The organism is Streptomyces sp. NPDC048623, from assembly GCF_040650755.1.
Classification (GTDB): domain Bacteria; phylum Actinomycetota; class Actinomycetes; order Streptomycetales; family Streptomycetaceae; genus Streptomyces.
Genome location: NZ_JBEZHV010000003.1, coordinates 198,578 through 219,612, shown reverse-complemented (window position 1 = coordinate 219,612; position 21,035 = coordinate 198,578). Strand labels below are relative to the sequence as shown.

Annotated in this window: 20 protein-coding genes and 1 pseudogene; 10 read left to right on the top strand and 11 right to left on the bottom strand. The window is 73.8% G+C overall.

The features are described 5' to 3' along the window. Window positions 1–8: 8 nt before the first annotated feature. Window positions 9–575 (bottom strand): annotated as a pseudogene (locus AB0C73_RS06180) (DUF1990 domain-containing protein); the annotation flags it as partial. A 104-nt stretch (window positions 576–679) separates the two neighbouring features. Continuing rightward, window positions 680–1,570 (bottom strand): YndJ family protein, encoded by an 891-nt coding sequence (locus tag AB0C73_RS06175; RefSeq protein ID WP_362525173.1) that lies wholly within the window; start codon window positions 1,568–1,570, stop codon window positions 680–682. A 201-nt stretch (window positions 1,571–1,771) separates the two neighbouring features. Between AB0C73_RS06175 and AB0C73_RS06170 the strand changes: the two genes are divergently transcribed. The 4 genes from AB0C73_RS06170 (at window position 1,772) to AB0C73_RS06155 (ending at window position 7,000) form a co-directional block, all read left to right on the top strand. Further along, the gene (locus AB0C73_RS06170) at window positions 1,772–2,941 is read left to right on the top strand and encodes a DUF6777 domain-containing protein (protein WP_362525170.1); all 1,170 of its coding nucleotides are present in this window, start codon (window positions 1,772–1,774) and stop codon (window positions 2,939–2,941) included. 219 nt (window positions 2,942–3,160) lie between these two features. Next, on the top strand, window positions 3,161–5,167 hold the full coding sequence (locus tag AB0C73_RS06165) for a SpoIIE family protein phosphatase (protein WP_362525604.1): 2,007 nt from the start codon (window positions 3,161–3,163) through the stop codon (window positions 5,165–5,167). Window positions 5,168–5,279: 112 nt separating this feature from the next. Further along, complete coding sequence (locus tag AB0C73_RS06160) at window positions 5,280–6,152, top strand: DNA-formamidopyrimidine glycosylase family protein (RefSeq protein WP_362525168.1); 873 nt, start codon at window positions 5,280–5,282, stop codon at window positions 6,150–6,152. A gap of 53 nt (window positions 6,153–6,205) precedes the next feature. Further along, complete coding sequence (locus tag AB0C73_RS06155; protein ID WP_362525166.1) at window positions 6,206–7,000, top strand: LytTR family DNA-binding domain-containing protein; 795 nt, start codon at window positions 6,206–6,208, stop codon at window positions 6,998–7,000. A gap of 30 nt (window positions 7,001–7,030) precedes the next feature. On the opposite strand, the gene AB0C73_RS06150 is transcribed toward AB0C73_RS06155, so the two are convergent. The 3 genes from AB0C73_RS06150 to AB0C73_RS06140 all read right to left on the bottom strand — a co-directional run bounded on the left by AB0C73_RS06150 (window position 7,031) and on the right by AB0C73_RS06140 (window position 8,805). After that, on the bottom strand, window positions 7,031–7,498 hold the full coding sequence (locus AB0C73_RS06150; RefSeq protein ID WP_362525164.1) for a hypothetical protein: 468 nt from the start codon (window positions 7,496–7,498) through the stop codon (window positions 7,031–7,033). 282 nt (window positions 7,499–7,780) lie between these two features. Beyond that, a complete protein-coding gene (locus AB0C73_RS06145; RefSeq protein ID WP_362525601.1) occupies window positions 7,781–8,194 on the bottom strand; it encodes a PaaI family thioesterase in 414 nt (137 codons plus the stop codon). A gap of 20 nt (window positions 8,195–8,214) precedes the next feature. Then, entirely contained in the window at window positions 8,215–8,805 is a 591-nt protein-coding gene (locus AB0C73_RS06140; RefSeq protein ID WP_362525163.1) for a sigma-70 family RNA polymerase sigma factor, read from the bottom strand. A 260-nt stretch (window positions 8,806–9,065) separates the two neighbouring features. On the opposite strand from AB0C73_RS06140, the gene AB0C73_RS06135 reads away from it, so the two are divergent. Next, window positions 9,066–10,265 (top strand): CapA family protein, encoded by a 1,200-nt coding sequence (locus AB0C73_RS06135; RefSeq protein ID WP_362525161.1) that lies wholly within the window; start codon window positions 9,066–9,068, stop codon window positions 10,263–10,265. Between the two features lie 18 nt (window positions 10,266–10,283). Here AB0C73_RS06135 and AB0C73_RS06130 read toward each other — a convergent pair whose 3' ends face one another. Beyond that, window positions 10,284–10,730: a universal stress protein gene (locus AB0C73_RS06130; protein WP_362525159.1), complete on the bottom strand. Its 447-nt coding sequence runs from the start codon at window positions 10,728–10,730 to the stop codon at window positions 10,284–10,286. A 90-nt stretch (window positions 10,731–10,820) separates the two neighbouring features. On the opposite strand from AB0C73_RS06130, the gene AB0C73_RS06125 reads away from it, so the two are divergent. Next, window positions 10,821–11,753 (top strand): polysaccharide deacetylase family protein, encoded by a 933-nt coding sequence (locus AB0C73_RS06125; RefSeq protein ID WP_362525157.1) that lies wholly within the window; start codon window positions 10,821–10,823, stop codon window positions 11,751–11,753. Window positions 11,754–11,830: 77 nt separating this feature from the next. Here AB0C73_RS06125 and AB0C73_RS06120 read toward each other — a convergent pair whose 3' ends face one another. Further along, on the bottom strand, window positions 11,831–12,490 hold the full coding sequence (locus AB0C73_RS06120; protein ID WP_362525155.1) for a class F sortase: 660 nt from the start codon (window positions 12,488–12,490) through the stop codon (window positions 11,831–11,833). A 343-nt stretch (window positions 12,491–12,833) separates the two neighbouring features. Between AB0C73_RS06120 and AB0C73_RS06115 the strand changes: the two genes are divergently transcribed. Beyond that, the gene (locus tag AB0C73_RS06115) at window positions 12,834–13,376 is read left to right on the top strand and encodes a hypothetical protein (protein ID WP_362525154.1); all 543 of its coding nucleotides are present in this window, start codon (window positions 12,834–12,836) and stop codon (window positions 13,374–13,376) included. A gap of 149 nt (window positions 13,377–13,525) precedes the next feature. On the opposite strand, the gene AB0C73_RS06110 is transcribed toward AB0C73_RS06115, so the two are convergent. The 3 genes from AB0C73_RS06110 to AB0C73_RS06100 all read right to left on the bottom strand — a co-directional run bounded on the left by AB0C73_RS06110 (window position 13,526) and on the right by AB0C73_RS06100 (window position 15,228). Continuing rightward, entirely contained in the window at window positions 13,526–14,089 is a 564-nt protein-coding gene (locus tag AB0C73_RS06110; protein ID WP_362525152.1) for a hypothetical protein, read from the bottom strand. Between the two features lie 169 nt (window positions 14,090–14,258). Continuing rightward, window positions 14,259–15,023 (bottom strand): hypothetical protein, encoded by a 765-nt coding sequence (locus tag AB0C73_RS06105; protein WP_362525150.1) that lies wholly within the window; start codon window positions 15,021–15,023, stop codon window positions 14,259–14,261. A 52-nt stretch (window positions 15,024–15,075) separates the two neighbouring features. After that, a complete protein-coding gene (locus tag AB0C73_RS06100) occupies window positions 15,076–15,228 on the bottom strand; it encodes a hypothetical protein (RefSeq protein ID WP_362525148.1) in 153 nt (50 codons plus the stop codon). Between the two features lie 1,039 nt (window positions 15,229–16,267). On the opposite strand from AB0C73_RS06100, the gene AB0C73_RS06095 reads away from it, so the two are divergent. Both AB0C73_RS06095 and AB0C73_RS06090 read left to right on the top strand, forming a co-directional pair. After that, window positions 16,268–17,080, top strand: coding sequence for an SAM-dependent methyltransferase (locus AB0C73_RS06095; protein ID WP_362525146.1), 813 nt, complete (start codon window positions 16,268–16,270; stop codon window positions 17,078–17,080). Next, window positions 17,077–19,248 carry an EAL domain-containing protein gene (locus tag AB0C73_RS06090; protein WP_362525143.1) on the top strand — a complete coding sequence of 724 codons (2,172 nt, stop codon included), beginning with the start codon at window positions 17,077–17,079 and terminating at the stop codon, window positions 19,246–19,248. Before AB0C73_RS06095 ends, AB0C73_RS06090 begins: the two co-directional genes overlap by 4 nt. 56 nt (window positions 19,249–19,304) lie before the next feature. Here the strand turns inward: AB0C73_RS06090 and AB0C73_RS06085 are convergent, their stop codons facing one another. Further along, complete coding sequence (locus tag AB0C73_RS06085; RefSeq protein WP_362525141.1) at window positions 19,305–20,183, bottom strand: LysR substrate-binding domain-containing protein; 879 nt, start codon at window positions 20,181–20,183, stop codon at window positions 19,305–19,307. A 96-nt stretch (window positions 20,184–20,279) separates the two neighbouring features. Between AB0C73_RS06085 and AB0C73_RS06080 the strand changes: the two genes are divergently transcribed. Continuing rightward, the gene (locus AB0C73_RS06080; protein WP_362525139.1) at window positions 20,280–21,035 is read left to right on the top strand and encodes a succinate dehydrogenase; all 756 of its coding nucleotides are present in this window, start codon (window positions 20,280–20,282) and stop codon (window positions 21,033–21,035) included.

The window sequence follows — 21,035 nt, the reverse complement described above, 5'->3', positions numbered from 1 at the left end:
CGTAACTCTCATCGGCCCGCGGCGAGACCGGTGGCGCGGCCGGTGGTGCGGCCGGCGACGTGACCCGCGACGTGACCCGCGACGAGACCTCCGAGCACGCGGCCGAGCCGGCGGGCGTACGCGTGCTGGAGGGCCCGTACGACCGGCCCGCCGAGCCGGGTGTACCAGGCGGCGGCCCGGCTGAACGCGGTCACCGTGAACCACACGCTGCCGTCCTCGTGCAGATCGACGACGAACGACTCCTCGCCGCGCTCCGGGTGCCCGCCGCGGGTGCCGTACGCGAAACCGGTCTCGGCCTCGGTGTACGTCGTCCAGATCACCTGGCACGGCGCGGTGAACCGGACCGGGCCGAGGCCGAGGGAGACCTCCAGGGTGACGCCGGGCACGGCCCGTTCGGCCGAGGTGGCCACCCGGGCGCCGGTCGCCCGGTGCATCGCCCAGGTGGTGACAGCCGCGCCCGCGGCCTCGTAGGCGGCTCGGCCGTGGCCGACCCGGACGGTGTGGTGGAGGTAGTGGTAGCCGGCGGGCAGCGGGCCGGTGCGGGTGGCGCCGACCTCGGGGTAGCTGAGGCCGGTGGCGGAGGCGTCGGTGGCGGAGGCGTCGCCGGTGGGGGCGTCGGCGGTGGAGCCGGTCGCGGGGCCGGTGGCGAGGACGTCCGAGAGGCTGCGGATCAGGCGGGTCATGCCGGGAGCTCCGTTCGGAGGGCGGGGACAGCGGTGGCGGTACGAGGCGGGGTGGCGCCGCCGGTACGGGCCGGGGCGAGCCGGCGCCAGGCGAGCAGCGCGCAGAGGGCGAAGCCGAGCGCGTTGCCCAGGCCGTGGGTGGCGGCCATCCAGGTCAGGCTCGGGTGCGGCAGTCCGGTGGCCTCGCCGAGGGCCCAGCTCAGCGCGAGCAGCATGGTCGCGACCAGGACCGCGGCCGAGGTGGTGAGCAGCGCCCGCGTGACCGGATCGGGGGCGTCCGCGCGCAGCTCGCGCCAGGTGGCGAGGGCGACCGCCCACATCCCGGCGGTGAGCACGAGGGCCCCGGCGAGTTCGGCCCAGTCGTCGACGAAGTAGCCGAGCAGGACGAGCAGGGTGCCGAGCGGCACGCTGAGCGCCGCGAAGCGGGTGGCCGGTCCCGGGGCCGTACGGCACACGAGGCCCGCGACCAGCGCTGCGGCGAAGCCCGCGAAGTGGAAGTGGGGCACGGTGAGGGCGAGGATGCCGAGCTCGAAGCCGAGCAGCTCGTGTCCGGCGCGCTCGGCGACCAGGGCGAGGCCCGCGACGGCCGGGGTGGTGAGCGCGGTGAGCGCGGCGATCTCGGCGGGGGCGAGCGACCGGGTGAGTGCCAGGCGGACCGGGGCGTGCAGCGCGAGTGCCAGGGTGGCCAGGGCGTAGACCGCGGCGAGGAGCACGGCGAGCGGCGAGCGCGGGAGCCAGAGCGAGACGGCGCCGGGCAGGGCGAGCAGCGGCCAGGCACGGCGGAGCAGCCGCAGGGTGACCGGCTGCGGTCCGTCGAGCAGGCGGAGCCCGAGCGGCACGACGACCAGCATGCCAAGCATCACGATCAGTCCGACGAGCACGGACATGGCACCGGCACCCCCTGACGAGGTCATTGAACGCGTTCAATCCTTCGGTGGTGAGCCTAGAGCCTTGCTTGAACGTGTTCAAGTGGCGGGGTGGGGGTGGGTGCCACGCCGGATGGACGCGCCCGGATTGCGGGCCCCCGGGGCCTGCGGCAGACATGAAGGAACGACCCGGGGCGACAAGGTGACAAGGCGGGAGACCCAGTGCGCGACGCATCCAGACGACGGCCCCCGACACCACCAGGCCACGCCCCCCGGACCGCGCGCCTGCTCGCCGCGCTGGCCTCGGCCCTGCTCCTCGCGGGCTGCTCCGGCGGCGACCCGGGCGAACCCGGGGCCGAACAGAGCGCCTCCGGACCCGCCCGCGAGGTGCTGCTCCAGCCCGCCGGCGCCCAGGGCCCCGCCCCCTTCACCGCCTCCACGGCCCAGGAGGGTCCCCCCGTGCAGCAGGACGCGCCGCCCGTCACCGGCGTCGCCGACCCGGCCCCCGCCGGACACGCCCTCACCGGCTCGACCCCCGGCCTCTACGGCGGCACCCGCGCCGTCGCCAGCTGCAACGTCGAGCAGCAGGTCTCCTACCTCACCGCCGAACCGGCCAAGGCCCGCGCCTTCGCCGAGGCCGCCGGCATCCCCGAGAGCAGGCTCCCCGACTGGGTGCGCGAGCTCACCCCGGTGCTGCTGCGCGCCGACACCCGCGTCACCAGCCACGGCTTCCAGGACGGGCGCGCCACCGCCTTCCAGTCCGTGCTCCAGGCCGGCACCGCCGTCCTCGTCGACCAGTACGGCACCCCGAGGGTCCGCTGCGCCTGCGGCAACCCGCTGCGCTCCCCGGCCGCCGCCGAGGGCGCCGTGCACAAGGGCGAGGCCTGGCCCGGCTACCGCCCCGACCGGGTCGTCGTCATCACCCCAACCAGCGGCGTCGTCGGCAGCCTGGTGATCGCCAGCGCCGCCGACAACACCTGGCTCGAACGCCGTACCGGCACCGACGGCGACCAGGACCGCAGGCCGGACGTCCTGCCCTCCTGCGCCCCGGCCTCCTGCGACCTGGTCAGCGACCCGCCCCGGCCGCTGCCGGACCGCCAGGCCCCGGCCGCCCCCACCGACCCCCCGGCGCCGTCCCCCCCGCCCTCGGTGCCGACCGTGCCGCACACCCCCTCCGCGCCCCGCGAGAACGAGCTGCCCCGCGACCCGGTCGCCCCGCCCGTGCCCGACGGCGGCAGCCCCGCGCCCACCCCCGACGTACCGATGGAGCCCGGCACTCCGACCGTTCCGGACGGTCCCGGCGAGCACCCGCGGCCCGAGCCGCCGCCGGTCTTCCCGGACCCCTTCCCCGCCGACACCGGGCCCGGGCAGCCCGAGACCTTCGAGGGCTGAGCCGCCGTGCGCAAGCCGTCGCGAATCCTGCCGCGAATCCTGCCGCGCATGTTGTTGCGAAGCTGTGCCGATCTTCGCCGTGCGCGCGGCCGGTGCGGCGCCTAGCGTGGCCCCATGACTGCGGGCAGAGGGGGCGGGGAGGCGGCCGAGCGGTGCCGCTGCGCGGCGGGCACGGCGGAGTCGGCCTGCTTCTTCCACGAGTTCGGCCGGGAATTCCGGATGGGCAGCTTCGACTGGGACCTGCTCACCGGCCGGATGGTCATGGACGACAGTGCCCTGGAGATCTTCGAGTTGGATCCCGCCGACTACGACGGCGACCCCGCCACGCTCGGATCCCGCGTCCTGACCGACGAGGGCCGTCGCCTCGACGCCCTGGTCGCCCAGGCGCTCAAGGACGGCAGCGAGACCTACGGCGCGTACTTCCGCATCCGCACCCGGGACGGCGGCCAGCGCTGGACCCACACCCAGGGCGTGGTCCGCCGCGACCCCGACGGGCGCCCGGTGCGCATCATCGGCATCCTCCGGGACGCCTCCGCGGAACTCACCGAGTCCGCCGCCCGGCTCGGCCTCGACGAGGGCCGGCGGCAGCGCACCAGCGTCGTCGAGGGCATGACCGCCGCCCTCGCCCACGCCCGCACCGTGCAGGACATCATCGACCTCCTGAACGACTCCCAGGGCCTGGAGCACTTCGGCGCCGCCAGCCTCGTCATGGGCCTCCTGGAGGCCGGCCGCATCCATCTGGTGGCGGAGGGACCCGTCGGCGCCTTCGTGCCGGGCACCCGGTTCACCCGGGTGGACGAGCCGTACCCGATGAGCGAGGTCATCCGCACCCTCAGCCCCCGCTTCATCGAGACCCCCGAGGACTTCGCCGCCTCCTACCCCATCCTGTGGCCGCACATCAGCGGCCTCGGCATCACCTCCGCCGTCTACCTCCCGCTGATCGCCCAGGCCCGCCCCATCGGCGCCCTCGGTCTGCTCTACAGCGACCGGACCGGGTTCAGCGCCGACGAGCGCAACCTGCTCGTCGCCCTCGGCAGCTCCATCGCCCAGAGCCTTCAACGCGCCATGCTGTACGAGCAGGAGCACGACCTCGCCGAGGGCCTCCAGCAGGCCATGCTGCCGCGCCGCATCCCCGACGTGCCCGGCGCCCAGATCGCGGTCCGCTACCGCTCGGCCCGGCTCGGCCGGGACATCGGCGGCGACTGGTACGACATCGTCCCGCTGCCCGGGGGCCGGGTCGGCGCCGTCATCGGCGACGTCCAGGGCCACGACACCCACGCCGCCGCCGTCATGGGCCAGCTGCGGATCGTGCTGCGCGCCTACGCCGCCGAGGGCCACACGCCCGCCACCGTGATGGCCCGCGCCTCCGTCTTCCTCCACGAGCTCGACACCGACCGCTTCGCCACCTGCACCTACGCCGAGGCCGACCCCGGCACCGGACTCGTCCAGATCGTGCGGGCCGGCCATGTCGACCCGATGCTCCAGGACCGCGACGGCAGCGCCCGCAGGCTGCCCGTCGAGGGCGGCCTGCCGCTGGGTCTCTCCGCCGAGTTCGCGCGCCTCGACTACCCGGTCACCACCGTCGAGCTCGACCCCGGCCAGACCCTGCTGCTCTACACCGACGGCCTGGTCGAGAAGCCGGGCGCCGACCTCGACGAGGGCCTTCAGTGGCTCTCCTCGCTGGTCAAACGCGGGCCCCGGGACCTGGGCCGGCTCGCCGACCACCTCTGCGACGTCGTCGACGAGCGCGGCGGCGAGGACGACGTGGCCGTGCTGCTCCTGCGCCGCGAGGGCGAGCGGACGGCGCAGACCGGCGGACGGCTCCAGCAGCACGTCGGCCAGAACGACCCCGAGGCGCTCAGCTCCGCCCGCCACATGATCCGCGCCGCCGTGCGCGCCTGGGGCGTGGGCGACCGCTCCTTCGAGATCGAGCTGGTCGCCGACGAGCTGATGACCAACGCGCTGATGCACACCGACGGCGGCGCGATCGTGACCCTGCGGATGCTCGCCGGGCCCGAACGCCGCCTCCGGGTCGAGGTCGAGGACCGCTCCAGCGCCCTCCCGCGCCGCCGCGAGGCCGGCGAGGCCGGCGTCTCCGGGCGCGGCCTGCTGCTCGTCGACCGCATCTCCGACCTGTGGGGCGTCGAGCCGCGTGGCGGCGGCAAGTGCGTGTGGTGCGAGTTCGTCACCGACCAGCCGGGGGAGTGGACGACCGAGCCGACCTGACCGCGCACCCTGCCCGGGGGCGTACGGCCCGGGGGTGTACGGGCCGGGTTCGTACGGAACCGGCGCGCGCGTCCGACGGGCGGGCGCCCCGCCCGTACGGCAGGGTGGGGGCATGCCCGAGCTGCCCGAGGTCGAAGCCCTCCGCGAGTTCCTCGGCGAGCACCTCGTGGGCAAGGAGATCGCCCGCGTGCTGCCCGCCGCGATCAGCGTGCTCAAGACGTACGACCCGCCCGTGACCGCGCTCGACGGCGCCCGGGTCACCGGCGTGGCCCGGCACGGCAAGTTCCTCGACCTCGCCACCGACGGCGCCGCGGGCGAACTGCACCTCGTCACCCATCTCGCCCGGGCCGGCTGGCTGCACTGGAAGGACGTCCTGCCGTCCGGGCCGCCGAAGCCGGGCAAGGGGCCGCTCGCGCTCAGGATCGCGCTCACCGGCGGCGACGGCTTCGACCTCACCGAAGCCGGCACCACCAAGCGGCTCGCCGTGTACGTCGTCCGCGACCCCGCCGAGGTGCCCGGCGTCGCCCGCCTCGGCCCCGACCCGCTCGCCCCGGACTTCGACCTCGCCGCCTTCACCGCCCTCCTGGCCGGCGAACGGCGCCAGATCAAGGGCGCGCTGCGCGACCAGAGCCTCATCGCGGGCATCGGCAACGCGTACAGCGACGAGATCCTGCACGCCGCGAGGATGTCCCCGTTCAAGCCCACCCAGAACCTCACCGCCGAGGAGACCGCCGGCCTCTACGAGGCGATGCGCACCACCCTCGGCGAGGCCGTCGAACGCTCCCACGGGCTCGCCGCCGGCCGGCTCAAGGCCGAGAAGAAGAGCGGGCTGCGCGTGCACGGCCGGGACGGCGAGCCCTGCCCGGTGTGCGGCGACACCGTCCGCAGCGTCTCCTTCAGCGACTCCTCGCTGCAGTACTGCCCCACCTGCCAGACCGGCGGGAAGCCGCTCGCCGACCGCCGCCTGTCCAAGCTCCTGAAGTAGCGCGGAGCGGCCTGCGCGACGGGCCGCGACACGGCCTGAAATAGACTCCCGGCATGCTGCGCGTACTGGCCGTCGACGACGAGGCGCCGGCCCTCGAGGAACTGCTCTACCTGCTGCGGGCCGACCCGCGCGTGCGCACCGCCGAGGGCGCGGGCGACGCCACCGAGGCGCTGCGCAGGATCGGCCGGGCCGTCGAGTCCGGGCCCGACGGGCCCGAGGGCATCGACGTCGTCTTCCTCGACATCCACATGCCGGGCCTCGGCGGCCTCGACCTGGCCCGGGTGCTCGGCGGCCTCGCCCGCCCGCCGCTCATCGTCTTCGTCACCGCCCACGAGGGCTTCGCGGTCCAGGCCTTCGACCTGGAGGCCGTCGACTACGTGCTCAAGCCGGTACGCCGGGAACGCCTCGCCGAGGCGGTGCGCCGGGTCCGCGACCTCGTGCACGCGGGCGCCCAGGCCGCACCCGCCTCCGCCGGTGCCACCGGCTCCGGTGCCCCGGGGGCGCCCGCACCCGCCCCCGAGCAGATCGCGGTCGAACTCGGCGGCGTCACCCGCTTCGTGGCCGTCGACGACATCGCGTACGTCGAGGCGCACGGCGACTACGCCCGGCTGCACACCGACCACGGCAACCATCTGGTGCGCATCCCGCTGTCGGTCCTGGAGGAGCGCTGGGCCGCCCGTGGCTTCGTCCGGATCCACCGCAGCCATCTGGTCGCGCTCGGCCGGATCGACGAGCTGCGCCTGGACGGCGGCGCGACCTCCGTCCGGGTCGGCGAGGCCGTCCTCGCGGTCTCCCGCCGCCACGCCCGCCAGCTCCGCGACCTGCTGATGCGCCGCGCCCGCGGCTGACCGGGCACGGCGGCCTCAGGGGTGCGTCTGTCAGCAGAGGTGCAGCGCGAGGTGGCTCAGGGCCACGCCCAACTGCCAGGCGGGCAGCCACACCTGGCGCTCCTCGTCGACCGGTCCCGGCCCGCCGAAGCCCGCGAGGCCGGCCAGGTCGGCGGCGCGCAGTTCGGTGTTCCGCAGCAGCCGCCAGGTGTCCCGGGCGAGTGCCAGATCGGCTGCCGGGGTCGCGGCGGACGGGGCGGCGAGCCGGGCGGTGACCCAGGCGTCCCAGGGGTGGTCGTGGGCGGTGCGGCGCAGCCAGCCGTCCGGGCCCGGCCCGCCGGGACCGTCGAGCAGGACGGTCAGGGCGAGGGTGCGCACCCCGGCCCGGAACTCCAGTGAGCCGGGCGCGACGAGCCCGCTGATCCGCATCACGTCGTCGGCGACGTACTCGGCGCACAGCCAGTCCATCGGCACGGCGAGTCCGCCTCCGCCGGCGCCGTTCGTGCTCTCGGGCAGCACCGTTCCCACCTTCTCCCGGTTCTCCGGACCCCAGGTCCTGTTCGCCCCGGGGACGAGCCTCCTCCGAGAAGGGCGTCCGCGGGGGCGGTTCGCCCAACTGGGCCGGGCGGATTCGGCTGTCCGGCCCCGCCGCATCGGTGCTGGTGGGCGCCGTGTGACGGGGGTGAACGCGGGGGACGGCAGTGGTCCGGCCGAGGCCTGACCGGGAGCCGGCCCAGGGCCGGACCGAGGACCCGCCGTGGTCCGGCCGAGGGCTGGCCGGCGGCCGGCCGTGGCGGCGGCTCAGCCGAGCAGCGCGTAGACCGCCGTCGCGTGCGCGGCCGTCTCCTCGCTGTCCTCGGCGGTCATCGTGATGTCCGCGAAGGCCATCCGCTTCCCCGCCTTGGTGAGCCGGGCCCGCACCAGGACGTCCGCGCCGGCCACCGGCCGCTGGAAGCTGATGGACTGCTGCACGGTGGTCATCGGGACGAAGCCGCCGCGGGCGGCGGCCACCGCGATCACGGTCGCCGTGTCGGCGGCGGCCATCAGAGCCTGGCCGGAGAGCCCGCCGCCCTCCCGGGCGAGCCGTTCGGACCAGGGGAGCCGGAGGACGGCCTCCTGGCCGTCGACGGAGGCCACGGAGAGCCCCAGGTCGAGCACCCAGGGGGCGAAGTTGTCGGCGAGGATCTTCTCGGCGGCGGCGAGAGTCAGCGTCAGTGGCGTCGTTGTCACGGGCGTCATTGTGGGGCCGCGGCCGAGGACCGGGCAACGGGGCCGCGACGGCGCGGCCGGTACCCGGGCAGCCGGTGGCCGAGCTGGCGCAGCGCGTAGTGCGAGCGGGACTTGACGGTGCCGGCCGGGATGCCGAGATCCGCCGCGGCCTCGTTGACCGTGAGTCCGTGGAAGTAGAGCCGTACGAGCACCGCCCGGTGCTCGGGGCGCAGTCCGCGCACCGCCGCCCGGACGTCGAGCGCGGCGACGGCGGACTCGGTGGCGTCGGCCGGGTCGGCGGTGACGGCGAGCAGCTCGTCGCCGATCTCGGTGGGCCGGGAGAGCCGGGAGCGGCGCGCGTCGATGGCCAGCCGGCGGGCCACCGTGAACAGCCAGGGCCGCATGGACTCGTAGGGGGAGTCGAAGGCCTCCGGGTGCAGCCACGCGCGGACCAGGGTCTCCTGCACCAGGTCCTCGGCCCGCTGCCGGTCGCCCCCGGTCAGCCCGAGCAGGAAGGAGTGCAGGGCCGGTCCGTGCTCGCGCTGGAGCTCCTTCAGGGCCCACTCGTCGGTGGTGGTCGCCGCCGCTGCGGTCGGAGGCGTCAGTGCCGTCGTCATGCGCCGTATGTGAACGCATCCGGACGCCCGGGCGACAGGGAAGGGACAGCGGCGTGCGACGAACGGTCGCACCGAGCGGTGAATGGTGCGACGAACGGACCGGCGGACGCCGTGCGTCCGATTCAGCGGGATTACGGCGAGCTACGGCATTGGCCCTTGACTGAGGCTTATCGGCCACCGTGAATTCGTAGGAAAAGCTGTTCATCTCATGAACCCATGAATCCTCGAACTCCGAACCCCGAACCCGTGGAGCCCGGCAGATGACCCCACGCACCAGACCCGGCGCGGCCGCCCTCGCCGCCGTCCTGCTCACCGCGGCCGCCGGCTGCGCCGTCGCCGGCCGCGCCCCGGACCGCCCCGGCGGCGGCGCCGCGCAGAGCGGGACGCCGGAGCGCCCCGCCGCCCCCGGGGGCGCCTCCGCCCCCACCCCCTTCACCCTCGTCGCCTCCGGCGACGTCCTCCCGCACGACTCGATCATCCGGCAGGCCGCCGCCGACGCGGGCGGCGACGGCTACGACTTCCGCCCCATGCTCTCCGGCGTGAAACCCGTGGTCTCGCGGGCCGATCTGGCGATCTGCCACATGGAGACGGTGTACGGCGCGCCCGGCGGCCCCTACACCGGCTACCCCGCCTTCAAGTCGCCGCCCGAGGTCGCCGCCGCGCTCAGGGCGACCGGTTACGACTCCTGCTCCACCGCCTCCAACCACACCCTCGACGACGGCGCCGCCGGGCTGCGCCGCACTCTCGACGCGCTCGACAAGGCCGGTGTACGGCACGCCGGCTCCGCCCGCAGCGCCGAGGAGGCCGCCCGGCCCACCCTGCTCAAGGCCGGCCGGGCCACCGTCGCGCAGCTCGCCTACACGTACGACACCAACGGCTATCCGCTCCCCGAGGGACAGCCCTGGGCGGTGAACCTCATCGACGAGCAGAAGATCGTCGCGGACGCCCGGGCCGCCCGCGCGGCAGGCGCCGACGTCGTGGTCGTCTCCGTCCACTGGGGCACCGAGTGGCAGACCGAGCCCGACGAGAAGCAGCTCTCGCTCGGCCGGACGCTCACGGCGTCCCGTACCGGCGACCGGCCCGACATCGACCTGATCATCGGCACCCACGCCCATGTGCCGCAGGCGTACGAGAAGGTCAACGGCACCTGGATCGTCTACGGCATGGGCGACCAGATCGCCGGTGACATGATCAACTACGAGGGCGCCTACGACCGGCGCGGCAACATGGGCACCCTGGCCCGCTTCACCTTCGCCCCGCCCACCGCCCCGGGCCGCCGCTGGGAGGTGTCCAAGGCCGAGTTCGTCCCCCAGTTGTTCGACACCGCCCGCGGCCGGGTGACCGATCTGAACGCGGCGATCAGGCAGGGCCAGGCGCAGTACACCGAGCCCCGGGACGCCATCCGCTCGGTCGTCCTCGGCCGGGGCGCGGCCCGGGACGGACTCGTGATGGGGGAGTAGCCGCCCGGTCCGTGCTGCCTACGGCACCACGGTGACCGGCCAGCGGCCCGCCTTCACCAGGCGTACCGCCACCGAACCCACGATCCGGTGCCCGGCCGACTCCGAGGCTCCGACCACCACCGCGTCCGCCTTGAGCTCGTCGGCGGCCGAGACCAGGCCCGCGTAGGCGTCCCCGTGGAAGGTGTGGAACTCCCAGCGCACCTTCCAGACCTCTCGCACCCGCTCCGCGGACTCCCGGATCTCGGCCGCCAGACCCTCGGCGATCTCCTCGGTGACGCCCGTGACCGGCGCCCCCATCGCCGCACCGGCGGCAAGGACGGGCTGTACGTAGACGAGGGCGAGGAGCGCGCCCTGCCGCCTGGCGAGCCCCGCCGCGTACGCCGCCGCGCGGAGCGAGGACGCCGAGCAGTCGACCCCGGCGACGATCACCTTCGGGCCGTCCGTACCTCGTTCGAATCCATTCACCCTCCGAGGTTATCGGCTCATCAGGTGTTTTCCGACGGGAGGTCGGTGTCGCTGCGCGGCCGGTGCCGTCCACCGTTCGCACTATTGGTCATGAAAAAGGATGAGACGACCACAGGGCGCCGGTCGCTGCTCCGCCTCGCCGCCGCCCTCGGCGCCACCGCCACCGTCGGAGTCTTCGCCGTGGACCGCCTGGGCGGGGCGGACGGGACGGGCGGGACGGGCGGGGCCGAGGGCGCGACGGGCGGCGAGGCGGCCGGGACGCGGCCCGAGCACCCGGCACCCGGCGCGGCCGGAGCCCAGGCGAAGGCGAAGGCACAGGCAGAGGCCAAGGCCCGGGCCCAGGCCGCGCGGCTGCGGCCCGCCGCGTACCGCCTCCAGCCGATGACCGGCTACGCGCCCCCCGCCCTCCGCCGCGCGCTCCCGCCGGTGCGCACCCGGCCCTTCCTCCATCTGACCGGCGTCGGACGCTCGATGGTGCTCACCTTCGACGACGGTCCCGATCCGCGCTACACCCCCGAGATCCTCGCCACCCTGCGCCGCTACGGCTGCCGGGCGATGTTCTTCGTCTGCGGCGAGATGGCGGTCGACAACCAGGACCTGCTCAAGCGGATGGCCGAGGACGGGCACCTGGTGGGCAACCACTCCTGGTCCCATCCGCTCGTCCCCAAGCTGCGCCCCTCGCAGATCCGCAAGGAGCTCGGCTCCACCAGCGACGTCATCGAACAGGCCCTGGGCGCACCGCCGTTGTGGTACCGCGCGCCCTACGGGGCCTGGAACAAGCTGTCGTTCGAGATCGGCGCCGAGCTCGGCATGGAACCGCTGGCCTGGACCGTGGACACCCTCGACTGGCAGGAGCCGCCCGCGGACACCATCGTCCGGCGGGTCCTGGACGGCGCGGGCGAGGGCGTCGTCGTGCTCAACCACGATGCGGGCGGCAACCGTTCGCACAGCGTCGCCGCCCTCAAGCGCTATCTGCCGCGCCTGCTCGACGCCGGCTACGCCATCACCGTGCCGCGCCGCTGAGCCGGTTCGGCGGCGCGGGCGTAAGCGAAGGGCCCGGCACCTCTCGTGGGTGCCGGGCCCTCCGCCGTACGGACCGCCTAGCGGAAGCTGACCATCCGGGCGAAGACCACCACGTTGCCGTCGTAGCCGTGGGCGCGCGTGTAGCCGCCGCCGCACGTGATCACCCGCAGCTCCGGCTGGCCGGTGTCCCCGTACACCTGGGCTCCGGGGAAGTCGTTCTTCGCGAAGACCTCGACCCCGTAGATCTCGAACACGGCCACGTGGCCGTCGTAACGGTCGACCTCGATGTGCTGGCCCTGCTGCAGCGAGCCGAGTCCGTAGAACACCGCGGGCCCCGCCAGGTTGTCGACGTGCCCCACGATGACGGAGGTGCCGCGCATGCCCGGCGCGATGCCGTTCTGGTACCAGCCGGCGAGGTTGGCCTCCTCGGGCGGCGGGGCGGCGACCCAGCCGTTGGTGTCCAGACCCACGTCCATGAGCGGGGCCGCCACCCGGATGGCCGGGATCCTGATGCGTGAGGCGGGGGCGAACGGCAGCTCGGGGACGGCGCCGGCCGTCGGGGCGGGGGCGACCGGCCGGGCGACCGGGCGCGCGGCCGCGCTGGGCTGCGGCGGGCCGGACTCGAAGCCCACGCCGTTGCGCATTATCGCCAGGCCGGACAGCATGACGAGAGCCAGCGCGCCCCAGGGTTGGCGTCTCCTGGCGGCGTCGAAGAGGCTGAAGTCCTTGGGGCTCATGGTTCTCCCTTGGTGGCGTCACGGGAACCGTAAGGGCGCCGAGGCGATCCGGCGCGCCGGGCGGGGCGAACGGGTGTCCGCCGGAGGAGCGACCCCGCCCCGGCGGTCCCGCGGGGGAACGGGTGATCAGCCATCCGAGTAATCGTCAGATCATCGTTCTGACGCTGTGTGACCTGCGGATCCGTCAGATTCCCCACTCGTTCGGCCGGTGCCGTCCCTCACCGGACCGGCCCAAGGCCGACATGCGAAGGTCTTCCCGACTTGTGATGGTTCGTCATGGGAGGCGTACTCGTCGAATCTCCCGAAGCACGGCTTCGGGGCGTCTTCCACTGGAGGTTCAACCATGCGTGTTGCACGCACTCTCGCGGTGACGGCGACCGCGTTCGCGGCGCTCGGGCTCGCGGCCCCCCTCGCCACCGCCACCAACGGGCCCAGCAGCGTGACCGTCGGCTCCTTCCAGGCCCCCAAGGGTGGCGACAATTCCAATGTCACCAATTCCAACATCACCGTCTCCCCCTTCGCGGTCCACCAGGGCGCGCTTCTCCTGGTCACCACCAGGGACTGCGCCGCGGGCACGGTCTCGTCCGCGGCCTTCCCGTCCGGCACCCTCTCGGGCTCCAACCAAGGGTTCTCCACGGTCAGCGTCCGCATCTTCGACAACGCCACGCCCGGCCTCTACACCGTGACCGCCACGTGCACCAACGGCCGGAAGCTCACGACGCAGTTCCGCGTGCTGGCCGGCCAGGGTGCGGCGGGCGGGCTGGGCGGCTCGCTCGCCCCGAGCTCCACCGAGATGGCGGTGGGCGGCAGCCTCGTCGCCGCCGCCGCGCTGGGCGGGTCGCTGTTCATCGCCCGCCGGCGCCGTATGACCGGCGCGGGGGTCTGACCGGCCGAACCTCCCGGTCGGCCCGCAACGCCCGTCGCCCCCGAGTCCGCAGTCAGGGCTCGGGGGCGACGGGCGTTGCGGACTCCGCGCCGCGGGTGCCGCGGGCGGAGAGGGCGGTGGTCGTGCCGGGCACGGCCGCGGCCGCGCCGTCAGTGACGCCGGCCGTCGGTCGACGACGACCTGCGGCGCACCACGAGGACGAGACCGCCGGCCGCCGCGAGCACCAGGGCGCCGCCGGCCGCGAAGGTCCACGAGTTCGTGGCGTCGAAGGAGCCGCCGAGGCCGCCCGCAACTCCGCGCGGGGTGGTGAGCACGGTCGAGCGGGCCGTCGGCGTCGCCGTCGTCCCGCCGCTGATGGTCAGGTCGACGGTGCCCTGGATCCCGCCGGTGCAGTTGAACGCCACCGTGTACACGGCGCCGCGCTTGGCGTCCGCGTCCACCGTGGCGGTGACCGCCGAGCCCGGGGCGATGGTGACGGTGTCGAAGATGCCGGCCGAGGCCGTCGCCGTACTCGCGCAGCCGGGGGCGCTGAGCGTGACCCGGCCGCCGGGTGCGACGACCCCGGGCGACACGACGAAGTCGCCCGGTGCCTTGGCTCCGGGAGCCTGACGGGCGGGCGCCGGGGCGCCGTCGGCGGCGACGGCGTGGGGGGCGGCCAGGGCGAGGGCGGCCGCCCCCAGCAGAGCGGTGGACGCGGCACGTATCGCGCGCATGGTCAATCCTCCGGGTCCCCGAGGAGCAGCCGCGGAAGGGGTATCCGCGCAACAGACGGGACATGCACCTCGATGCCCGAAACGCTAGGAGCCCTTTACCACAGCCGCGATCCCAGACGTGCGAATGGGGCACCGATGTCCCCCGCTCGGCCCAGTGTGTGCCCTGGGATCAGCCTGCGACCTGCGGGAACAGATCGGTGAACGGCGCGGCGGTGGCCGCCAGGCCCCGGCTGAAGGGCGCGTCGAAGTCCCAGATGAGGAAGAGCAGGAAGGCGATCAGGGCACTGAAGAGGCCGGCGAGCAGCAACTCCCGTCCGGTGCGCCGGATCTGGAGCGTGAAGATCAGGCCCACCGTCACCAGCGCGCCGGTGATCAGGCCGAACCACACGACCCCCGGCATCGTCGCGCCCGCGTTCTCGCCGCGCGCGTTGCGGGCGTCGTCGGCGACCGCGACCTGGTCCACCAGCGGCTGGTAGGCCTGGCCCTCGAAGTCGTTGGCGGGCTGGTAGTCGGTCACGCTGCGGCGCACCTTGCCGAGCAGTTCGGTGCCGGTGTCGCTCAGCTCGCCGTGCTCCGCCATGTACGGGAACTCGTCGTCGACGACGTACCGGACGTACGCGTCGACGTCGGCGCGGATCCGCTCCCGGGTGGCGAGCGGGTACACCTCGACCCGCTCCGAGATCTCGTGCATCGCCTGCGCCTCCTGGCGCACGGTCTCCTGGGCCGCGCTGCGGGCCTCCCAGACGCCGGCGATGGCGAGGCCGAGGACGATCGCGTACACCACGCCGATCATCATCGTCATGTACTCGATGACGTCGGGGGTCTCGCTGGGGTCGTCGTCCTCGGCGATCCGCCGGTTGTTCATGACGACGATGGCGAGCACGACGGCGCACGCGGCGGCCATCGCGAGGGTGAGCACTACCCATTCGGACAAGGGGTTCCTCCGTTGGTCGGGCCGGACGGGCCCGGTGGGACGGCTGGGGCGGCTAGCGGGAGCGGGGGCGCAGGATCGCGGTCGCGAGCACCGCGGGAGCCGTGACGAGCAGGGTCGCGGTGAGCACGTTCGGCGTGCTCTTGGGCTTGACCCGGGCCGTGCGCCGGTAGTGCGGCAGGACGACCGGGGCGGGCCGGGGGCGCACCGTGGGGGCCGGGGACGGGCTCGGGGGCTCCGGCGCCGGTGCCGGCTCGGGCGGCCGGGGCGCGGGACGCGGCGGCGGTGGCGGGGCGGGCCGCGGTGGTGTGGTGCGCACCGGGGGCGGCGGCTTCGGGGCCGGCGTGGGCGGGGGCTCGGGCCTGGGCGTGGGCTTGGGCGTCGGCTTCGGCGGTTTGGAGGGATGCGGCGGGTGCGACGGATGCGGTGGATGGGTCGGGTGCGGGGGATGCGTGGGGTGCGGCGGATGGGTCGGGTGCGGGGGATGCGTGGGGTGCGGCGGATGGGTCGGATGGGCCGGATGACAGGGCCCGTCACCCGCGATCGACACCCCGGTCGATCCGCCGGGCCCGGTCGAGGCCCAGGCGCAGGCGTCCGCGGTGGCGGGTAGGGCGGGCGCCGTCAGCAGCCACATCAGCGCCCCTGCCGCCAGCGGGCGCGCGAGCCGCGTTCCATAGCGGGTGAAGCGGTACTGAGACAACTGAGACAAGAGAGACACGCAGTGCAGCTTGATCACCCGGACGGCCCGGGTGGACCGGAACGGACTTTGATTCGCCGGATGGAGCGGATCCGGAAGTGTGCGGACTTGACGATTCCGCCGACTCTGTCGCCCCGCGTGGGTCCCGTCGCCGCGAAGTCACCCTCCGGTGGGGGATTCCCACCGATCCGGCCGAGCCCGCGGGGACGGCGTGCGAGGGTGGTGCGGGAGCGGCGCGCGGCGCCGCGCGGGCCCGATTCCCCGAACTGGCCGGTTGTCGACTCCGGTTGTGCGCGGCGGGCGCTTCCTTCGGCTCGCGGCCTCGGACGGAGGCCAGGTCAGCGGCGCGCACGACCATATGCACGTGAATTTGCACGACCTGAAGGCGTGAACTCTTCCTTACCGCGCGCATGTGCCAATGGAGTGTGACCAAGAACGGATCGCGAATTTCCGTTTCTACTCGCTCTTGTGGCGGTCGATCAGTAGCCTCTGCTCGAACACAGGCGGCGTACACCTGGCCGCAGACCACGGCGACTTGTTGGAGACTTTGATGGAGCGTCCCGCCTGGGCTCCGCCGGGCATCGACATCTCGGTGCCGAGCGTGTCCCGTATGTACGACTTCTATCTGGGCGGCTCGCACAATTTCGAAGTGGACCGGGAAGCGGCCCGCAAGGCCATGGAGTTCCTTCCGGGCCTGCCCAAGATCATGCAGGCGAACCGTGCCTTCATGCGCCGCGCCGTGCGGCATGCCGTTGACAACGACGTCACGCAGTTCCTGGACATCGGCTCGGGGATACCGACCTTCGGCAACGTCCACGAGGTCGCCCAGGCCGCCAGCGACACGGCCCGGGTCGTCTACGTCGACCACGACCCGGTCGCCGTCGCCCACAGCCGCGCCGTCCTCGAAGGCGTCGACCGCGCGGCGGTGGTCGCCGCGGACCTGCGCAAGCCGCGCGAGATCCTGCACAGCGCCGAGGTCGGCGAACTCCTCGACCTGGACCGGCCGGTGGCCCTGCTGCTGGTCGCCGTGCTGCACTTCCTGGAGGACTCGGACGAGCCGTACGCCGCCGTCGCCGAGCTGGTCGACGCGCTCGCGCCCGGCAGCATGCTGATCCTCACCCACGCCTCGTACGAGGGCATCCCGGTGCCGGAGGAGCGGGCCGGCGGGGCCGTCGGCGTCTACCGCGACATCCGCAACCCGCTGGTGATGCGCTCCCACGAGGAGATCACCCGCTTCTTCGACGGCACCGAGCTCGTCGAACCGGGCGTCGTGCCGATGCCGCTGTGGCGGCCCGGCACCCCCGACGAGGAGGAGGATCCCTTCGCCTTCTCCGGCTTCGCAGGGGTGGGGCGCAAGGCGTGAAGGTGCCGTCCCAGCCTGCCGGTTCCGTGGCCGACGGACCGGAGGACAGACTCAGGCGGTTCGTGACCATCTGGAGCCGCGCCGTGTTCCCGGTCACCGCCACCTCGATGACCCGCCAGGAGTTCGAGCGGCATCTGCTGCCGCCCGCCCGGGAGCTGTGGGACGCGCTGCACGCCCGGCCCTTCGACACGGCGCCCGCGCACCGGGCCGGGCAGGCCCTGGTGGCCGCGCACTGCACCGACCCGGACGCGCTCGCCCGCAGCCTCGGCGTGGTCGACGCGTATCTGGTGCTGTACTACGGCGACGAACAGGGCATCGGCACCGACGAGCTGCGCGCCCGCTGCTCCCGCCTCCAGCACGCCATGGCCGCCGGCTTCGCCCAGGCGCTGCGCGAACGCACCCTCGCCGAGCAGGAGTCCATCGCGCACTCCGCGCTCTCCGCGCGCAGCGCCGCCGAACTCGCCCTGCACGCGACCGAGAGCCGTTTCCGCGCCGTCTTCGACGGTGCCGCCATCGGCATCGGCGTTGCCGACCTCGACGGCAACATCCTTGAGGTGAACGAGGCCCTGACCCGCATGTTCGGCGGTCTGGAGGGGACCGTCACCAGCAAGAACATCGTCGAGTGGGTGCACCCCGAGGACGGACCGCACGTCTGGCGCCTGTACGACGAACTGGTGCGCGGCGAGCGCGAGTCGTACCGCGTGGAGAAGCCGTACTACCGCGGCGACGGCACGGTCCTGTGGACCAACCTCACCGTCTCGCTGCTGCGCGACGCGAACGGCGTCCCGCGCTACCAGCTGGCGCTGATGGAGGACACCACCGAGCGGCGGCTGCTCAACCTGCGGCTGCGGTACGAGGCGACCCACGACGCGCTCACCGGGCTGCCCAACCGCACGCTGTTCTTCGAACGCCTGGAGAAGACCCTCGGGCCGGGCGGCGACAGCCGCTTCGGCCTGTGCTACCTCGACCTCGACGGCTTCAAGGTCATCAACGACAGCCTGGGCCACTCCACCGGCGACCGGCTGCTCGTGGAGGTCGCCGACCGGCTCCAGAGCTGTGTCACCGCGCCCGGCGAGATGGTCGCCCGGCTCGGCGGCGACGAGTTCGTCGCCCTGACCACCGGCGCCGTCAGCGAGCGCAAGGTCGGCGAGCTCGCCGACCGGATGCTCGCCTCGCTCGCCACCCCGATCAGCATCGACGGACGCGAGCTCACCGTGCGCGGCAGCGTCGGCGTGGTCGAGGGACCGGCGGGGGAGCGCACCGCGGCCGAGGTGCTGCGCAGCGCCGACATCACCATGTACCGGGCCAAGTCCGCGGGCGGGAACCGCTTCGAGTACGCCGACGAGGAGGCCGACGCACGGGCCATCACCCGGCACGGGCTGACCACGGCGCTGCCGGCGGCCCTGGAGCGCGGCGAGTTCTTCATCGAGTACCAGCCGCTGGTGCACCTCGGTGACGGCAGCGTGCACGGCGCCGAGGCGCTCGTACGGTGGTGCCACCCGCAGCACGGGGTGCTCGGCCCGGACCGCTTCATCCCGCTCGCCGAGAACACCGGGCTCATCGTGCCGCTGGGCCGCTGGGTGCTCCAGGAGGCCGTGCGCCAGGCCCGGTTCTGGCAGGACGAGGCGCCCGGCGGCCACCCCGCCACCGGCCCGCTGCGGATCAACGTCAACCTCTCGCCGACCCAGCTGCACCACCCCGGCCTGGTCGCCGAGACCGTCGACGTCCTGGAACGCTCGGGGCTCGCACCGGGGGCGCTGTGTCTGGAGGTCACCGAGTCCGCGCTGATCGGCGCCGACGACGACCTCCTCAAGCCGCTGCGCCAGCTCGCCGAGATGGGCGTCGACATCGCGCTCGACGACTTCGGCACCGGCTACTCCAACCTGGCGAACCTGCGCCGCCTCCCGGTGAGCGTCCTCAAGCTGGACCGCTCCTTCACCCAGGGCATGCAGCAGCACCCGGTGGACCCGGTCGACATCAAGATCGTCGAGGGCATCGTCCAGCTCGCCCACAGCCTGGAACTCGCAGTCACGGTCGAGGGCGTCGAGACCGGCGCCCAGGCCCAGCAGCTCCGCGACCTCGGCTGCGACACGGCCCAGGGCTGGTACTACGCCCGCCCCGGCGCCCCGGACCGCATCCGGTCGCTGGCACTGGTGGACGCGGTGTAGGGCCTGTCCGGCGGATCAGGCCCTCGCCCTCTTCCCGCGGGCTGCGCCCGCGGCCGTCACCTCCGGTGCAGCAGAAGCTTCTGGAGTTCCCGCGCCGCGCGCGGCGGGGCCACGTCGCTGCGGTGGGCCAGGGCGATCGTGCGGCGCAGGCCCGGGCGGGCCAGGGCCGTGATGCGGAGGTCGCGGCCGGCGCGGGCGGCCACCATGGCCGGGACGACCGCGAGGCCGAGACCCGCGCGGACGAAACCGAGGACCGCGTCCATCTCGCCGCCCTCCACCGTGAATGAGGGCTCGAAGCCCTCCGCCCGGCAGGCCGCCACGGTCAGCTCCCGCAGGTCGTAGCCGTGCCGGAACATCACGAGCGGCTGGTCGCGCAGATCCGAGATCCGCACCGGCCGGCGCGGCGCGGGCGCCGAGGCCGAGGAGACGACCACCAGGTCCTCGGTCAGCAGCTCCACCGTGGTCAGCGCGGGCGACGGCGTCGGCAGCGGCAGCACCACGAGCGCCAGGTCGAGCGAGCCGCGCGCCAGCTCCCGTACCAGATCGTGCGAACCGCCCTCCTCGATCAGCAGCCGGATCCCCGGGTGCAGCTCGTGGAAGTCGCGCAGCACGTCCGGCAGCAGCCCGGTGCACACGCTGGGCGTCGCACCGAGCCGCACCCGCCCCCGCCTCAGCTGCACCAGCTCCTGCACCTCGTGGCGCGCGGTGTCCGTGTCGGCGAGGATCCGGCGGGCCAGCGGCAGCAGGGCCTCGCCCGCGTCGGTGAGCGCGATGTTGCCCCGGGCCCGGCTGAAGAGCTCCGCCCCCAGCTCCTGCTCCAGGGCCTTGATCTGCTGCGAGAGCGAGGGCTGCGAGACATGCACCCGCTCGGCGGCCCGGGTGAAGTGAAGGGTCTCGGCGACGGCGACGAAATACAGGAGCTGCTGGAACTGCATGACCCAGACTCTACCGGCCTTCATAGGTCCCGCCTATTGAGATCAGCTGAACCATGTCTTGGACCTCTTAGGCCATTCGGCCCTACCGTCGCCCCCATGGCTCTGGCAACCAAGTCCGATCGGCAACCCGGACAGCCCGGACGACAGCCCGGACAGAAGTCCGCACCCCCGCCCGCCGCCCCCACCCGCGGCTTCTGGGCATCCACCATCGGCAAGAAGACCGTCATGGCCGCGAGCGGCCTGATCATGCTCGGCTACCTCGTCGCCCATGTCGCGGGCAACCTCAAGGTCTTCTTCGGCCCCGAGGAGTTCAACGCCTACGGCCACTGGCTGCGCGTCATGGGCGCCCCGGTCCTGCACCACCAGTGGGCGCTCTGGCTGGTCCGGATCGTGCTGGTCGCCGCCGTCGTGGCCCACGCCGTCTCCGCGTACCAGCTGAGCAGGCGCGACCTCAAGGCCCGCCCCACCGCGTACGTGCACCGCCGCAGGCGCTCCTCCTACGCCACCCGCACCATGCGCTGGGGCGGCGTGATCGTCGGCCTGTTCATCGTGTGGCACCTCCTCGACCTCACCACCGGCACCGTCCACCCCGGCGGCTTCCAGGAGGGCATGCCGTACCAGAACGTCGTCGACACCTTCTCCACCTGGTACGGCGACGTCATCTACATCGTCGCCATGCTCGCCGTCGGCCTCCACGTCCGGCACGGCTTCTGGAGCGCCGCCCAGACCCTCGGCGTCGGCAACGCGCGCCGCGAGCGCACGCTGAAGTTCCTGGCCGACGCCCTCGCGCTCGTCCTGACCGCGGGCTTCGTCTCCGTCCCCGTCGCCGTCATGACCGGAGTGGTGAACTGA

What these genes read in the sequence shown, in the direction of transcription:
- AB0C73_RS06175 (WP_362525173.1), bottom strand. Translation starts at nt 1,570, where the DNA reads ATGTCCGTGCTCGTCGGACTGATCGTGATGCTTGGCATGCTGGTCGTC.
- AB0C73_RS06165 (WP_362525604.1), top strand. Translation starts at nt 3,161, where the DNA reads ATGGGCAGCTTCGACTGGGACCTGCTCACCGGCCGGATGGTCATGGAC.
- AB0C73_RS06160 (WP_362525168.1), top strand. Translation starts at nt 5,280, where the DNA reads ATGCCCGAGCTGCCCGAGGTCGAAGCCCTCCGCGAGTTCCTCGGCGAG.
- AB0C73_RS06155 (WP_362525166.1), top strand. Translation starts at nt 6,206, where the DNA reads ATGCTGCGCGTACTGGCCGTCGACGACGAGGCGCCGGCCCTCGAGGAA.
- AB0C73_RS06140 (WP_362525163.1), bottom strand. Translation starts at nt 8,805, where the DNA reads ATGACGACGGCACTGACGCCTCCGACCGCAGCGGCGGCGACCACCACC.
- AB0C73_RS06135 (WP_362525161.1), top strand. Translation starts at nt 9,066, where the DNA reads ATGACCCCACGCACCAGACCCGGCGCGGCCGCCCTCGCCGCCGTCCTG.
- AB0C73_RS06125 (WP_362525157.1), top strand. Translation starts at nt 10,821, where the DNA reads ATGAAAAAGGATGAGACGACCACAGGGCGCCGGTCGCTGCTCCGCCTC.
- AB0C73_RS06120 (WP_362525155.1), bottom strand. Translation starts at nt 12,490, where the DNA reads ATGAGCCCCAAGGACTTCAGCCTCTTCGACGCCGCCAGGAGACGCCAA.
- AB0C73_RS06115 (WP_362525154.1), top strand. Translation starts at nt 12,834, where the DNA reads ATGCGTGTTGCACGCACTCTCGCGGTGACGGCGACCGCGTTCGCGGCG.
- AB0C73_RS06110 (WP_362525152.1), bottom strand. Translation starts at nt 14,089, where the DNA reads ATGCGCGCGATACGTGCCGCGTCCACCGCTCTGCTGGGGGCGGCCGCC.
- AB0C73_RS06095 (WP_362525146.1), top strand. Translation starts at nt 16,268, where the DNA reads ATGGAGCGTCCCGCCTGGGCTCCGCCGGGCATCGACATCTCGGTGCCG.
- AB0C73_RS06085 (WP_362525141.1), bottom strand. Translation starts at nt 20,183, where the DNA reads ATGCAGTTCCAGCAGCTCCTGTATTTCGTCGCCGTCGCCGAGACCCTT.
- AB0C73_RS06080 (WP_362525139.1), top strand. Translation starts at nt 20,280, where the DNA reads ATGGCTCTGGCAACCAAGTCCGATCGGCAACCCGGACAGCCCGGACGA.